At 65.6% G+C, this 16,229-nt stretch carries 1 protein-coding gene; it reads left to right on the forward strand.

The window, feature by feature from the left end; all coding sequences use genetic code 11:
* Window positions 1-126 precede the first annotated feature (126 nt).
* Complete coding sequence (sypA, locus tag NUH87_RS01590) at window positions 127-16,194, forward strand: syringopeptin non-ribosomal peptide synthetase SypA (RefSeq protein ID WP_422393966.1); 16,068 nt, start codon at window positions 127-129, stop codon at window positions 16,192-16,194.
* The last annotated feature ends 35 nt before the right edge of the window (window positions 16,195-16,229 follow it).

Raw genomic sequence — 16,229 nt, forward strand, 5'->3', positions numbered from 1 at the left:
GCCCCAGGACTCGACTCAACTTCCAGCTGTCGCCGCCTTTTTGTCGTGGCGAGGCCGACCCTTTGCGAGAAGAAATGTATGGCACTTGCCCTGACCGCTGCCCAACGCAATATCTGGCTGGACCAGATGACCCAGGGCGACTCGCCGTTGTACAACATCGGGGGCTACCTGGAGATCGAGGGGCACCTCGATCCCGAGGTGTTCCAGCGGGCCGTTGATCTGTTGATCGAAAAGCACGATGCCTTGCGCATGGTCTTGCTCGACGAACGTGACGAGGCGGGCGTACCGCTTCAGACCTTCGCCGCGACACTGCCGGTGTGGGTGGCACCGCTTGACCTGCAGGGGCAGGCGGATCCGCACCAGGTCGCCGTGGGCTGGATGCAACGCCAGTTCGAACGCGCGTTCAAGCTCGATGGCGGCCCACTGTTCCGTTTCCATCTGCTCAAGCTCGAGGCACAGCGCTTCTATTTTGCCGTGCATGCCCACCATATCGTGCTCGACGGCTGGGGCATCGACGAACTCTTTGCCTCCCTCAGCCAGATCTACAACGCCTTGCACGATCAGCGCACGCCCGATTTGTCAGCGCCATCCTATGTCGACTTTATCCAGGACGACCGCGCCTACCGGCAATCAGCGCGTTTCCTGCGGGACCAGGCCTACTGGTTGGAAAAGTACCGCGACATCCCCGAACCCCTGCTGCTCCCGCGCTACCGCCAGGCCCAGGGCGACGGCCCGAGCCGCAGCGGCCATAGCGTAAGCGGTTTTTCCCGGGACCTTGAGAATCGCCTCGACGACTTGTCCCAGGAGCTGCAGGCTTCGCGTTTTCATGTCCTGCTCGCGGCGCTGTATATCTGTTTCACCCGGACCCACCAGCGCGATGAGCTGGTGATCGGCCTGCCGATCCTCAACCGCTCCAATGCCGGCTTCAAGAAAACCCTCGGGTTGTTCGCCCAGCTCAGCGTGCTGCGTCTGCAGTTTCCTGCCGAGCTGCCGTTTGCCGAGTTGGTGCAAGGCATCGCCCGCGCCGTCAAGCGCGATTACCGCAGCCAGCGTTTCCCGGTCAGCGATCTCAACCGTTTGCTGGAGTTGCGCCGCGCCGATCGCGCGCAACTGTTCGACCTGACGTTTTCCTACGAACAACACCATCATCTGCTCCGTTTCGGGCAGGCGACGGTCCGTACGGTGAAGTGCTCGAACAATCACGAACAGACGCCGCTGGCCATCCATCTGCGGACCAATGTCCACGATGATGAAGCCCGGTTGCACTACATCTACAACGAGGCATATTTCCAGGCGGACGAGATCCAGGCCATGGCCGAGCGCCTGCACCACGTGCTGGAGCAGGGGCTGGCGGATGCACGCTTGCCGATTCGCGGTTTCTCTCTGCCCACCGCCGCCGAAACCCTGCAGTTGCAGGCATGGAATGCCGGCCAGCAGGCGTTCGCCGAGGATCACACGATCCACCAGCAGTTCGAGGCGCGTGCCGCCGAGCGGCCGGAGGCCGTGGCGCTGGTGTATCAGGAGCACAGCCTGAGCTACGGCGAACTCAACGCCCGGGCCAACCAGGTTGCCCATCGCCTGCTGGCCCTGGGCGTGCGCCCGGACGATCGGGTGGCGATCTGCGTTGAACGCGGCCCGGCGATGATCATTGGTCTGCTGGGTATCCTCAAGTCCGGCGCCGGTTATGTGCCGCTGGATCCGGCCTATCCCCGCGAGCGCCTGGCCTACACCCTCGGCGACAGCGCCCCGGTGGCGTTGCTCAGCCAGCAGGCGGTGCAGGAAGCCTTGCCGGCGGTGCAGGTGCCGGTCATCAATCTCGACGATGCGGATCTGCAGGACGAATCCGTCCAGAATCCGCAGGTGCCGGGGCTAACGCCCTCCAGCCTGGCCTATGTGATCTACACCTCCGGTTCCACCGGCCTGCCCAAGGGCGTGATGGTCGAACACCGCAATGTTGCGCGGCTGTTCTCGGCCACCGAGGCCTGGTTCGGCTTTGGCGAGCAGGACGTCTGGGCGCTGTTCCACTCGTTCGCCTTCGACTTCTCGGTCTGGGAAATCTGGGGCGCGCTGCTGCACGGCGGACGTTTGCTGATCGTGCCGCAACTGGTCAGCCGCTCCCCCGAGGACTGCTACAAGCTGCTGTGCAGTGCCGGGGTGACGGTGCTCAACCAGACCCCGAGCGCGTTCCGTCAATTGATCGCGGCCCAGGGTGAAAACGGCCAGCCACATTCGTTGCGCCAGGTGATTTTCGGCGGTGAAGCGCTGGACACCGCGCTGCTCAAGCCCTGGTACGCCCGGGACCTGAACGCCGCCACGCAACTGGTGAATATGTACGGCATCACCGAGACCACGGTGCACGTGACCTACTACCCGTTGCAGGCCGAAGACGCCCAGCGTGTGGGCGCGAGCCCCATCGGCAGGCAGATTCCCGATCTGCGCCTGTACCTGCTCGACAGCTACGGCCAACCCGTGCCGCCAGGCATGGTAGGGGAGTTGTATGTCGGTGGTGCCGGGGTTGCCCGGGGCTATCTCAACCGCGAGGAACTGAACGCTTCGCGCTTCCTCGACGATCCGTTTGTCCCGGCTCCCGGCGCGCGGATGTACCGTTCCGGCGACCTTGGCCGCTGGCTGGCCGACGGCAGCCTGGAATACCTGGGCCGCAACGACGAACAGGTGAAGATCCGCGGTTTCCGCATCGAACTGGGGGAAATCGAAGCGCAGTTGTCCGCCTGCGAGGGCGTACGTGACGCAGTGGTACTGGTGCGCGAGGACGAACCGGGTGACAAGCGCCTGGTGGCCTATGTCATCGGCACGGCTGGCGTCGAGTTGGACGCCGCGCAATTGCGCGAGCAACTGCGTCAGTCCTTGGCCGAATACATGCTGCCAAGCGCCTTTGTCAGCCTGGAGGCCTTCCCGCTGACCGCCAACGGCAAGCTCGATCGCAAGGCGCTCCCCGTGCCGTCGACCGAGTCTTATGCCCGGCGCGAATATGAAGCCCCCGAGGGCCCGGCGGAAACCACCCTGGCCGGACTCTGGGTCGAGTTGCTCGGTGTCGAGCAGGTGGGTCGTCACGATCAGTTCTTCGAACTCGGCGGGCATTCGCTGCTGGCGGTGAAACTCATCGAACGCATGCGCGAAGTCGGCCTGAATGCCGATGTGCACGTGCTGTTCGGCCAGCCGACCCTGGCCGCGCTGGCGGCGGCCAGCGGTAACCAAGGTGCGGTGGTCGTGCCGCTCAATGGCATTCCCGAGGGCTGCGAGCGCATCACCCCGGACATGCTGCCCCTGGCGTCCCTTAGCCAGGACGAGATCGACCGCGTGGTGGCTGGCGTGCCCGGCGGCATGGGCAATGTGCAGGACATCTATGGGCTGGTGCCGTTGCAGGAAGGCATCCTCTATCACCACCTGTCCAGCGATGAGGGTGATCCGTACCTGTTGCAGGCCCTGTTGCGGGTCGACCACTTCGAGCAGTTGCTGGGTTTTGCCGAGTCCCTGCAGGCGGTGATCGACCGCCACGATATCCTGCGCACCGCCGTGGCCTGGGAAGCACTCGACGAGCCGGTGCAGGTGGTTTGGCGTGAGGCGCGGCTGCGGGTCGAGGCGTTCTTGCCACATCCGGATCAAGGTGATGTGGCCACCCAGTTGCAAGCGCATTTCGATCCGCGGCGGATGCGCCTGGATCTGCGCCAGGCGCCGATGATGCGCCTGCACTATGCCGAGGACGCCGCCAACGGCGGCTGGGTCGCGGTACTGCTGTTCCATCACCTGATCGACGACGCCACCTCCCTGGCCCTGCTGGGCAAGGAGATCGAGGCGTTCAGCCAGGGCCGCGGCGCCGAACTGGCCGCTTCCGTACCCTATCGCAACCATGTGGCCCAGGCCCGTCTGGGGGTGAGTCGCGAGCAACACGAGGCGTTCTTCCGCGAGATGCTCGGCGATGTCGACGAACCGACCTTGCCGCTTGGCCTGCAGGACGTGCAGGGCGACGGCAGCGGCGTCGAGCAAGCCCTGTTGCCGGTGGACCCGGCGCTGGCCCAGCGCTTGCGGGCCCAGGCCCGGCGCCTGGGGGTGAGCAACGCCAGCCTGCATCATCTGGCCTGGGGCCAGGTGGTGGCACGCCTGTCCGGTCGCCAGGATGTGGTCTTCGGCACCGTGCTGATGGGCCGCTTGCACAGTGGCGAGGGTGCCGAGCGGGCGCTGGGCATGTTCATCAATACCTTGCCGTTGCGGGTCGCGGCGGGTGAGCAGGGTATCCGGACAGCGGTCCGTACCACCCACGCGCGGCTGGCGGCTCTGTTGGGTCATGAACACGCGCCGTTGTCGCTGGCCCAGGGTTGCAGTGGGGTGGCGGCACCGACGCCCTTGTTCAGTGCCCTGATGAACTACCGGCACGCCGCCGTCGGCGCCCAGGCACCGAAGGACGCCGGCCAGGCCAGGATCTGGGCCGGGGTCGAGGTGCTGGGCGGCGAGGAGCGGACCAACTATCCGTTGTCGCTGTCGGTGGACGACCTGGGCGAGTCCTTCGGCCTGACCGTACAGGCCGTGGCCGGGGTCGGTGCCGAACGCATCTGCGGCTACATGCACACGGTGCTGGAACAACTGGCCGAGGCGCTGGATCGTCGGCCCGATGCGCCCTTGCACAGCCTCGGCTGGTTGCCGGCGAGCGAGCGCCGGCAGTTGCTGGAAGACTTCAACGCCTTCGATTGCGCCTATCCGACCGACCTGCTGCTCCATCAACTGTTCGAGGCTCACGCGGCGGCGCAACCTGAGGCGGTGGCCGTCACCTATGAAGGCCAGCGCCTGAGCTACGCCGAACTGAACCAGTGGGCCAACCAGATTGCCCATCGGTTGATCGCCGAGGGCATCGGTGCCGACGATCGGGTGGCAATCTGTGTGGAGCGCAGCCTGGAAATGATTGCCGGCCTGGTGGGCATTCTCAAGGCCGGCGCCGGCTATGTGCCGCTGGACCCGTCGTATCCGGCCGAGCGCCTGGCCTACATGCTGGAGGACAGCGCGCCCAAGGTGCTGCTGAGCCAGCGCGGCTTGCGCGAGCGCTTCCCGCAGGCGGCCATGCCGGTGCTGTTGCTGGAGGCCGAGGCCCGGGGCGAGAGCGGGATCGATGCCGCGCCCCGACACAATCCGCAGGTGCCGGGGTTGACTTCGGCGCACCTGGCGTACCTGATCTACACCTCGGGTTCCACCGGCCAGCCCAAGGGCGTGGCCATGCCCCACGGGCCGCTGGTCAACCTGATGCACTGGCAGATCGCCCAGACCTTCGAGCACGGCCGACCCGGGCAACGGACCCTGCAGTTCGCCGCCCTGGGGTTCGACGTGGCCTTCCAGGAGGTCTTCAGCACCTTGTGCGCCGGCGGCGAGCTGTCGCTGATCCATGGCGATATCCGCCTGGATTTCCGCCGCCTGTTCCAGCATATCTGCCAGCAGCGCATCGAGCGGCTGTATATGCCGTGCATCGCCCTGCAGGCCCTGGCCGAAGCCATGGTGGCCGAGACGGAGCAACCGGCCTGTGCGTTGCAGGACGTGATCACCGCCGGCGAGCAACTGCGGATCACCGAACCGATGCGCCGCTTCTTCGCGCGCCTGGAAGAGGCGCGTCTGCACAACCACTATGGTCCGACCGAGTCCCACGTCGTCACGGCGCTGACCCTGAGGGGCGACCCGCAGGCCTGGCCGACCCTGCCGAGCATCGGCAAACCGGTGGCCAATACCCGGATCTACCTGCTCGACGAACACTTGCGGCCGGTGCCGGTGGGCGTGGCGGGAGAACTCTATATCGGCGGTGTTTGTGTCGCCCGTGGCTACCTGAACCGCGACGGGCTGACCGCCGAACGCTTTATCTGCGATCCGTTCGCCGCCACCGAAGGCGCGCGGCTGTACAAGACCGGCGACCTGGGGTGCTGGCAGGCCGACGGCCAGATCGACTACCTGGGGCGCAACGACGACCAGATCAAGATCCGTGGCTTCCGTATCGAACTGGGTGAGATCGAGGCGCGCCTCGGCCAATATCCGGGCCTGCGGGACACGGCGGTGCTGGCCCGCGAAGACCGCCCCGGGGAAAAGCGCCTGGTGGCGTATTTCAGTGTGCAGGCCGGCCAAGCGGCGCCGGAAGCCGATCAGATGCGCCTGCATCTGCAGGCGCTGTTGCCCGACTACATGATTCCGGCGGCCTATGTGCACCTGGAAAAACTCCCGGTTTCACCCAACGGCAAGCTGGATCGCCGCGCGCTGCCGGAGCCTTCGGCCGACGCCTTCGCCAGCCGTGACTACCAGGCGCCGCTCGGTGACACCGAAACCACCCTGGCCGCGCTCTGGTGCGAGCTGCTCGGTGTTGAACGGGTCGGTCGCCAGGACCATTTCTTCGAACTGGGCGGCCATTCGCTGTTGGCGGTGAAGCTGATCGAGCGCATGCGCCAGGCCGGCCTCAGTGCCGACGTGCGCGTGCTGTTCGGCCAGCCGACCCTGGCGGCGCTGGCGGCAGCGGTAGGCGGCGGGATCGAGATCGTGGTTCCGGCCAACGGTATTCCCGCCGGTTGCGAACGCATCACCCCGGACATGTTGACCCTGACCACCCTGGACCAGGCCAGTATCGACCGCATTGTCGCCGGTGTGCCCGGTGGCACCGGCAATGTGCAGGATATCTATCCACTGGCACCTTTGCAGGAAGGCATTCTTTATCACCATATCGCCGCCGAACAGGGCGATCCGTACCTGCTGCAGGCGACCTTCGCCCTGCAGGACCTGGCGCAACTGCGTGGTTTCGCCGAAGCCTTGCAGGCCGTGATCGACCGCCATGACATCCTGCGCACGGCGCTGGTCTGGCAAGGCCTGGAAGAACCGCAGCAAGTGGTCCTGCGCCACGTCGAACTGCCGCTGGAACAGATCGCGCTGGACCCGGCCGAGGGCGATATCCTCGGCCAGTTGCAGCGTCGTTTCGATCCCCGGGAGTGCCGTCTGGACCTCGGCCAGGCGCCGCTGATGCACCTGGCCTTCGCCGAGGATCCGGCCAACCAGCGTTGGGTAGCGATACTGCTGTTCCACCATATCGCCCTCGATCACACCGCCCTGGATGTGATGAGCGAAGAGATGCTCGCCCATCTGCATGGCGCGGCCGGACAACTGCCGGCGGCGATGCCGTACCGCAACTATGTGGGCCAGGCCCGCCTGGGGGTGAGCCGCGAGCAACATGAAGCGTTCTTCCGCGAAATGCTCGGTGATATCGACGAACCGACCTTGCCGTTCGGCCTGCTGCAGGTGCAGGGCGACGGGCAGGGCGTCAAGGAGGTCCGCCACGATCTTCCGGCTGAGCTGTGTCAACGCCTGCGCAGCCAGGCCCGGCAACTGGGGGTGAGTGCCGCCAGCCTGCATCATCTGGCCTGGGCCCGGGTTCTGGGCAGCGTCAGCGGCCGTGACGACGTGGTCTTCGGCACCGTGCTGCTGGGTCGTATGCAAAGCGGCCTGGGGGCCGATCGCGCACTCGGTATGTTCATCAACACCTTGCCGTTGCGGGTCGACGTTGGTGCCTGCGCGGTACGCCAGGCGGTGCGCCAGACCCACGCCCGGCTGACCGCATTGCTCGGTCACGAGCATGCGCCGTTGGTGCTGGCCCAGCGTTGCAGTGCGGTGGCGGCTTCGTCGCCGCTGTTCAGCGCGCTGCTCAACTACCGACACAGCCCGGCGCTCGAAGCCAGCGGTGGCGATTATTGGGCGGATACCCTGGTACTTGGCGTTCGCGAGCGAACCAACTACCCCTGCACCTTGTCGGTGGACGACCAGGGCGAAGGCTTCCTGCTGAGCGTGCAGGTGGCGGGTGGAGTCGACGGTCAGCGGGTCTGCGGTTATATGCAGACGGCCTTGACCCAACTGGTCGAGGCCCTGGAGTCCGCGCCGGACTCCACGGTGCGCGACCTGGCGGTGCTGCCGGAGGATGAACGTCGGCAATTGGTGCTGGACTTCAATGCCACGGCGTTCGATTACCCGATGACCCGCACCGTGCACAGCCTGTTCGAGGACCAGGCCCGCCTGCGGCCACAAGCGACGGCGGCTGTGCACCACGGCCAGGCCCTGAGCTACGCGCAGTTGAACAGCCGGGCCAACCAACTGGCCGCCCATCTGCTCGGTCTTGGTGTTCAACCAGGGGTGCGGGTGGCGATCCTGCTGGAGCGCTCCCTGGACCTGCTGGTCAGCCAGTTGGCGATTCTCAAGTGCGCGGCGGTCTATGTGCCGCTGGACACCAAGGCGCCGCTGGAGCGCCAGCAATTCATGCTTGAAGACAGCCAGGCCGTGGTCCTGCTGACCCAGGGCGGTTTCGCACTGGCCAGCGGCACGGCGGCGCGGGTCGATCTCGACGTCCTGGCGCTGGACGCCTTGCCGACGGTAGACCTGCAATTACCGCAATCGAGCGAAAGCCCGGCCTACATCATGTACACCTCCGGCTCCACCGGGGTGCCCAAGGGCGTGGTGGTGCCGCACCGGGCCATCACGCGCCTGGTGATCAACAACGGTTACGCCGACTTCAATGACCAGGATCGGATCGCCTTCAGCTCCAATCCGGCGTTCGACGCCAGCACCATGGACGTCTGGGGCGCCTTGCTCAATGGCGGCCAGGTGCTGGTGGTGGACCATGACACGCTGCTCGAACCGGCGCGCTTCGGCGAGCTGCTGATCAGCGCCAAGGCCACGGTGCTGTTTGTCACCACGGCGGTGTTCAACCAGTACGTGCAACTGATCCCGGAGGCGATCAAGGGCTTGCGGATCCTCCTGTGCGGGGGCGAGCGCAGCGACCCGGCGTCGTTCCGCCGCCTGCTGGCGCTGGCGCCACAACTGCGCCTGGTGCATTGCTACGGACCAACCGAAACCACCACCTACGCCACCACCTGTCACGTGACCGCAGTGGCCGAGGATGCCGAAAGCGTACCGATCGGCCGTCCTATCGGCAATACCCAGGTCTATGTCCTCGATGCCCGCCAGCAGTTGCTGCCCCTGGGCGTCAGCGGTGAAATCTGCATCGGCGGCAAGGGCGTGGCGCAGGGTTACCTCAACCGTGCCGACCTGACCGCCGAGAAATTTATCGCCGACCCGTTCAGCCATGAGCAGGGCGCCTTGCTCTATCGCACCGGCGACCTCGGCCGCTGGTCGGTCGATGGCCAGCTGGAGTGCCTGGGGCGTAACGATGACCAGGTGAAGATTCGCGGTTTCCGGATCGAGCTCGGGGAAATCGAGGCGCGCCTGAGCACCCATCCGCAGGTGCGCGAGTGCATCGTGCTGGCCCGCGAGGACGTTCCCGGCGACAAACGCCTGGTGGCCTATATCACCGCGACCGGCGAGCCGGCCACGGCGGAAGCCCTGCGCGGCTACCTGCAAGGCCTGTTGCCGGAGTACATGGTGCCCAGCGCCTATGTGCAAATGGACGCATTGCCGCTGACCCTGAACGGCAAGGTCGACCGCAAGGCACTGCCGGTGCCGGAGTCGGACGCCCTGGCCCGCGGCGATTACCAGGCGCCGCAAGGGGAGGTGGAAACCCTGCTGGCATCGATCTGGGCAGATGTGCTCAAGGTCGAGCGGGTCGGACGCCATGACCACTTCTTCGAACTGGGCGGCCATTCGTTGCTGGCGGTCAGCCTGATCGAACGCATGCGCCAGGTCGGCCTGAGCGCCGACGTACGCGTGCTGTTCGGCCAGCCGACCCTGGCCGCGCTGGCCGCAGCGGTGGGCGGCGGCACGGAAATCGTGGTGCCGGCCAATCTGATTGCGGAGGGCTGCGCACACCTTACCCCGGACCTGCTGCCGCTGATCCAGCTGACCCAGGCGCAGATCGACCAGGTACTGGTAAGCGTGCCGGGCGGCGCGCTGAACGTGCAGGATATCTATCCGCTGGCACCGTTGCAGGCGGGGATCCTCTATCACCATATCAGCGCCGAACAGGGCGACCCCTATGTCCTGCAAGCGCTGTTCGGCCTGCGGGACCGCGCGCGGTTGAAGGATTTCAGCAGCGCCTTGCAAGGGGTGATCGACCGTCACGATATCCTCCGTACCGCCGTGCTCTGGGAAGGGCTCGACGAGCCGTTGCAGGTGGTGTTGCGTCGGGCCACGCTTGAAGTCACCGAGCTGTTCCTCGATCCGGCGGCCGGTCCGCTGGCCGAGCAGTTGCACCAGCGTTTCGATCCGCGCCACTACCGCCTCGATGTGCGCCAGGCGCCGTTGATCCGCATTGTCTTTACCCTGGACGCAGCCAATGACCGTTGGCTGGCGATGTTGCTGTTCCACCACATGGCCCTCGACCACACCGCGCTGGATGTGGTCCAGCACGAAATCCAGGCGCATCTGCTCGGCGAGGCCCATACCCTGGGCGAAGCGGTGCCGTACCGCAACTATGTGGCCCAGGCGCGCCTGGGTGTCAGCCAGGCGCAGCATGAGGCGTTTTTCCGTGGGGTGCTCGGCGATATCGACGAGCCGACCCTGCCGTTCGGCCTGCAGGATGTGCAGGACGGCGGACGTGATATTGAAGAGGCCAGCCTGACCCTGGCGACCGAGCTGAACCTGCGCCTGCGGGCTCAGGCCCGGCAGGCCGGGGTCAGCGCCGCGAGCCTGATGCACCTGGCCTGGGCACGGGTGCTGGGCAGTGTCTCGGGCCGCGAGCAAGTGGTGTTCGGCACGGTACTGCTGGGCCGCCTGCAGGCCGGCGAGGGCGCCGACCGGGCCCTGGGCATGTTTATCAACACCTTGCCGTTGCGGGTCGATGTCGGTGCGCAGACGGTGGTCGCCGGGCTCAAGGCAACCCACGGGCAACTGACCGCACTGCTCGGGCATGAACATGCGCCTCTGGTGCTGGCCCAGCGTTGCAGCGGCGTGGCCGCACCGGCACCGTTGTTCAGCGCGCTGCTCAATTACCGCCACAGTGTGGTGGCGGCGACCACGGCCGAGCATGAAGCGGCCTGGCGCGGCATTGAAGCCTTCGGCGCCGAGGAACGCACCAACTACCCGCTGACCCTGAACGTCGATGACCTGGGCGATGGCTTCAAGCTGTCGGTGCTGGTCACCGCCGAGGTCGGTGCGCAACGCCTCTGTGGCTATATGCAGGCGGCGGTGGCGCAACTGGTCCAGGCATTGGAACAGACGCCTGCGGCGACGCTGGACAGTCTGTCGATCCTGCCACCGGCAGAGCGCGAGCAGGTGCTGGTGGGCTTCAACGCCACCACCACCGATTCGCCACGGCACACGACCGTGCACGCTCTGTTCGAGGCCCAGGTGCAGCGCACTCCTGATGCATCGGCGGTGGCACATGACGCGACGAGCCTGAGCTACCGCGAACTGAATCGCCAGGCCAACCTGCTTGCGCTTGAACTGGCTAGCCTCGGCGTGCAGCCGGGGGATAGCGTGGCGCTACTGTTGCCGCGCTCCATCGACCTGGTGGTCAGTCAATTGGCGGTGCTCAAGTGCGCGGCAGTCTATGTGCCGCTGGACATCAATGCCCCGCGCGAACGCCAGGCCTTCATGGTGCAGGACAGCCAGGCCGTGCTGGTGCTGACCTACAGCGCTGAAACCCTGGATCCGGGTGTACGGCGTCTCGACCTCGACACCCGGTCTGTCAGCGCAGAGCCGGCGGCCAATCCGGATCCAGCGGCAACCGCCGAGTCGGTGGCCTATATCATGTACACCTCCGGCTCAACCGGGACGCCCAAGGGGGTGCGGGTTCCGCACCGGGCCATCGGCCGCCTGGTGATCGACAACGGCTACGCCGACTTCAATGCGCAGGATCGCGTGGCCTTCGCCTCCAATCCGGCCTTTGACGCCAGCACCCTGGATGTCTGGGCACCGTTGCTCAATGGCGGTTGCGTGGTGGTGGTCGAGCACTCGATATTGCTGTCCCAGGATGAATTCCGGGCGCTGCTGCTGGCGCAGTCGGTCAGCGTGCTGTGGCTGACTGCCGGCCTGTTCCATCAATACGCCGACGGCCTGATGGAGGTCTTCGCTCGCTTGCGCTACCTGATAGTGGGTGGCGACGTGCTGGACCCGGCGGTCATCGCCCGGGTACTGGTGCAAGGCGCACCGCAGCATCTGCTCAACGGCTATGGCCCGACCGAGGCCACGACCTTTTCCGCGACCTACGAGATCACTTCGGTGGGTAACGGCGCTATTCCCATCGGTCGACCGATCGGCAACAGCCGGGTCTATGTGCTGGATGCCCGCCGTCAACCGGTGGCGGTAGGCGTGCCCGGTGAGCTGTATATCGGCGGCCAGGGCGTGGCCAAGGGTTATTTGAACCGGCCGGAATTGAGCGCGACGCAGTTTGTCGCCGATCCGTTCAGCGATCTGGAAGGGGCACTGCTGTACCGCACCGGTGACCTCGGTCTCTGGAGGGCGGACGGTAACCTGGAATACCTCGGCCGTAACGACGGTCAGGTGAAGATCCGTGGTTTCCGTATAGAACTGGGTGAAATCGAGGCCGCCCTGGTCACGCACCCGGCGATACAGGACGCGGTGCTGCTGGCGCGGCAGGAGGCCGGTGAGAAACGCCTGGTGGCCTATTTCACCCTGCGCGAGCCGCAACAGACGCTGGATATCGAAACCCTGCGCAGCCATTTGCAGGCTCGCTTGCCGGACTACATGGTGCCCGCGGCCTACGTGCGTCTCGATGCGCTGCCGCTGACGCCGAACGGCAAACTGGACCGCAAGGCCCTGCCGGCACCGGATGCGCAGGCACTGGTCAGCCGTGGTTACGAGGCGCCTGAAGGCGCGGTCGAAACCACCCTGGCGGCGATCTGGGCCGAGGTGCTCAAGGTCGAGCGGGTCGGGCGTCATGATCACTTCTTCGAACTGGGCGGGCACTCGCTGCTGGCCGTGAGCCTGATCGAGCGTATGCGCCAGGCCGGTTTGAGCGCCGATGTGCGTGTACTGTTCGGCCAGCCGACCCTGGCCGCGCTGGCGGCCGCCGTCGGTGGCGGCAATGAAATAAAGGTCCCGGCCAATGTCATCCAGGCCGGCTGTACCCGGATCACCCCGGATCTGCTGCCCCTGGCCGATCTCGACCAGGAGGCTATCGATCATATTGTCGCCAGCGTGCCGGGCGGCGTGGCCAATGTGCAGGATATCTACCCGCTAGCGCCGTTGCAGGAAGGGATTCTTTATCACCACCTGACGGCCGAGCAGGGCGATCCCTATGTCCTGCAGACCCTGTTCGAGATGGCCAGTCGCGAGCGCCTGAGCGCCTTTATCGATGCCTTGCAAAGCGTTATCGAGCGCCATGACATCCTGCGCACCGCCGTGCTTTGGCAAGGGCTGGAGACACCGATGCAGGTGGTCTGGCGCCAGGCTCGGCTGTATCTGGAACAGGTCGAACTCGATCCGTCCGAGGGCGAGATCGCCGAGCAACTGCATGAGCGTTTCGACGCCCGTCATTCGCGCCTGGACCTGACCCAGGCGCCGCTGATGCGCCTGGTCTTCGCCGAGGACGTGCCGAACCAGCGCTGGGTGGCGATGCTGTTGTTCCACCATATGGCCCTGGACCACACCGCGATGGACGTGGTGCGCCAGGATATGCAGGCGCACCTGCTCGGCCTGGCCGGCCAGCTCGGTGCCGCGGTGCCGTATCGCAACTATGTGGCCCAGGCCCGCCTGGGTGTGAGCCGCGAGGCCCATGAAGGGTTCTTCCGCGAGATGCTGGGCGATATCGATGAACCGACCCTGCCGTTTGGCCTGCTCGATGTGCAGGGTGACGGTCGCGATATCGAGGAAAGCAGCCTGGCGCTGGACAGCCGGCTGGACCTGCGCCTGCGGGCCCAGGCCCGTCAGTTGGGGGTGAGTGTCGCCAGCCTGGTGCACCTGGCCTGGGCCCAGGTATTGGGCAAGGTTTCGAGCAAGCGTACGGTGGTCTTCGGCACCGTGCTGATGGGCCGTATGCAGGGCGGCGAGGGTGCCGACCGGGCCCTGGGGATGTTTATCAATACCTTGCCGCTGCGGGTGGACCTGGGCGAGCAGGGCGCGCGGGACGGGGTCCGGGCGACCCATGCGCGACTCACCGCGCTGCTCGGCCACGAACATGCACCGTTGGTGCTGGCCCAGCGTTGCAGCGGGGTGGCCACGCCGCTGCCGCTGTTCAGTGCGCTGCTCAACTATCGGCACAGTGCCGCGTCGCAACAGTCGGGTGAGGCCCTTGAGGCCTGGCGCGGTATCGAGGTGCTCAGTGGCGAGGAACGCACCAACTATCCGTTGACCTTGAACGTCGACGACCTGGGCGACGGTTTCAAGCTGACGGTGCTGGTCACCGGCAGCGTCGGCGCCGGGCGCGTTTGCGGCTATATGCAGACGGCGCTGGAAAGTCTGGTGGGTGCGCTGGAACAGTCACCGGCCACGGCACTCGACAGCCTTTCGATCCTGCCTGTCGCCGAGCGTGAGCAGTTGTTGTTCGGGCTTAACGATACGGCGCTGGATTATCCACGGCAGCAGACGATCCATGGGTTGTTCGAGGCGCAGGTGCAGCGTACGCCGGAGGCCTTGGCGGTGGTCCATGGTGAACAGCGTCTGAGTTATCGCGAACTCAACGAACAGGCCAACCGTTTGGCCCATGTTCTTCGTAAGCAGGGTGTGGTGCCGGATTCGCGGGTTGGGATCTGCGTCGAACGCGGGGCGGAGATGGTCGTCGGCTTGCTGGCGATCCTCAAGGCGGGTGGCGGTTATGTGCCGTTGGACCCGGCTTACCCGGTAGAGCGGATTGCCTACATGCTGCAGGACAGCGCCCCGGCGGCGGTGCTGGCTCAGTCGGCTACCCAGGCGCTGTTGGCGGGCGTTTCGGTGCCCGTGATCAATCTTGATCAGGGCACCTGGCAGGACGAGTCCGTCCAGAATCCGCAGGTGCCGGGGCTGACCTCGGCGCATCTGGCCTACCTGATCTACACCTCGGGCTCGACTGGTCTGCCCAAGGGCGTGATGATCGAACACCGTAACACCGTGAACTTCCTCACCTGGGCCCACGCCGCTTTCGAAGGTTCGGCGTTGGACAAGACGCTGTTCTCGACTTCGCTGAACTTCGACCTGGCGGTCTATGAGTGCTTTGCCCCCTTGACCTGTGGCGGCAGCATCGAGGTGGTGAAAAACGTCCTGGAGTTGCAACACGGCGAACACGATATCGGCCTGATCAACACCGTTCCGTCAGCCCTCAAGGCCCTGCTGGAGGTCGACGGCCTGCCGGAATCGGTGCACACGGTCAACGTTGCCGGTGAAGCCCTGAAACGCAGCCTGGTTGAATCACTGTTCGAAAAGACGGGCGTCCAACGCCTGTGTAACCTCTACGGCCCGTCGGAAACCACCACCTACTCAAGCTGGGTAGCGATGGATCGCGAAGACGGTTTCTCGCCCCATATCGGCAAACCGGTGGGCAACACCCAGTTCTATCTGTTGGATGAACAGCAGCAACCCGTCCCACTGGGTGTTCCGGGAGAAATCTACATCGGCGGCGCTGGTGTAGCCCGAGGCTACTTGAACCGCGACGACCTGACCGCCGAACGCTTCCTCACCGACCCGTTCAGTCGGGAAGCTTCGGCCCGCATGTACCGCACCGGCGACCTCGGTCGCTACCTGCCAGACGGCAATATCGAGTACCTGGGCCGTAACGACGACCAGGTGAAGATCCGCGGTTTCCGTATCGAACTGGGCGAGATCGACGCCCGTCTGGCCAAACACCCGGCCGTCCACGAAGCGGTGGTCACGGCCCGTGAAGACGTTCCGGGCGACAAACGCCTGGTGGCCTATTACACCGTCCAATCGACGGACACCGAGCCGGCCATCGACAGCCTGCGCGGTTGGCTGCTGGGGCAACTGCCGGCCTATATGGTCCCGGTGGCGTATGTGCGGCTCGACGCCTTGCCACTGACCCCCAACGGCAAGCTCGACCGCAAGGCCCTGCCGGCCCCGGACGACGGCGCGCTGATCAGCCGTGGCTTTGAGGCCCCGCAAGGCGACACCGAAACCCTGATCGCCGAGATCTGGCAAACCTTGCTGGGTATCGCGCAGGTCGGTCGGCATGACCACTTCTTCGAACTGGGCGGCCATTCGCTGCTCGCCGTGAGCCTGATGGAACGCATGCGCCAGGAAGGCCTGGAAGCCGATGTCAGGACCCTGTTCGAACATCCCACCCTCTCGGAATACGCGGCAACGACGGAAAGAATGGAGATTGTTCTGTGAGCGTGATCGAACTGTTGGCAGTACTGAAAGAGAAA

Source organism: Pseudomonas batumici (assembly GCF_036585405.1).
GTDB lineage: Bacteria > Pseudomonadota > Gammaproteobacteria > Pseudomonadales > Pseudomonadaceae > Aquipseudomonas > Aquipseudomonas batumici.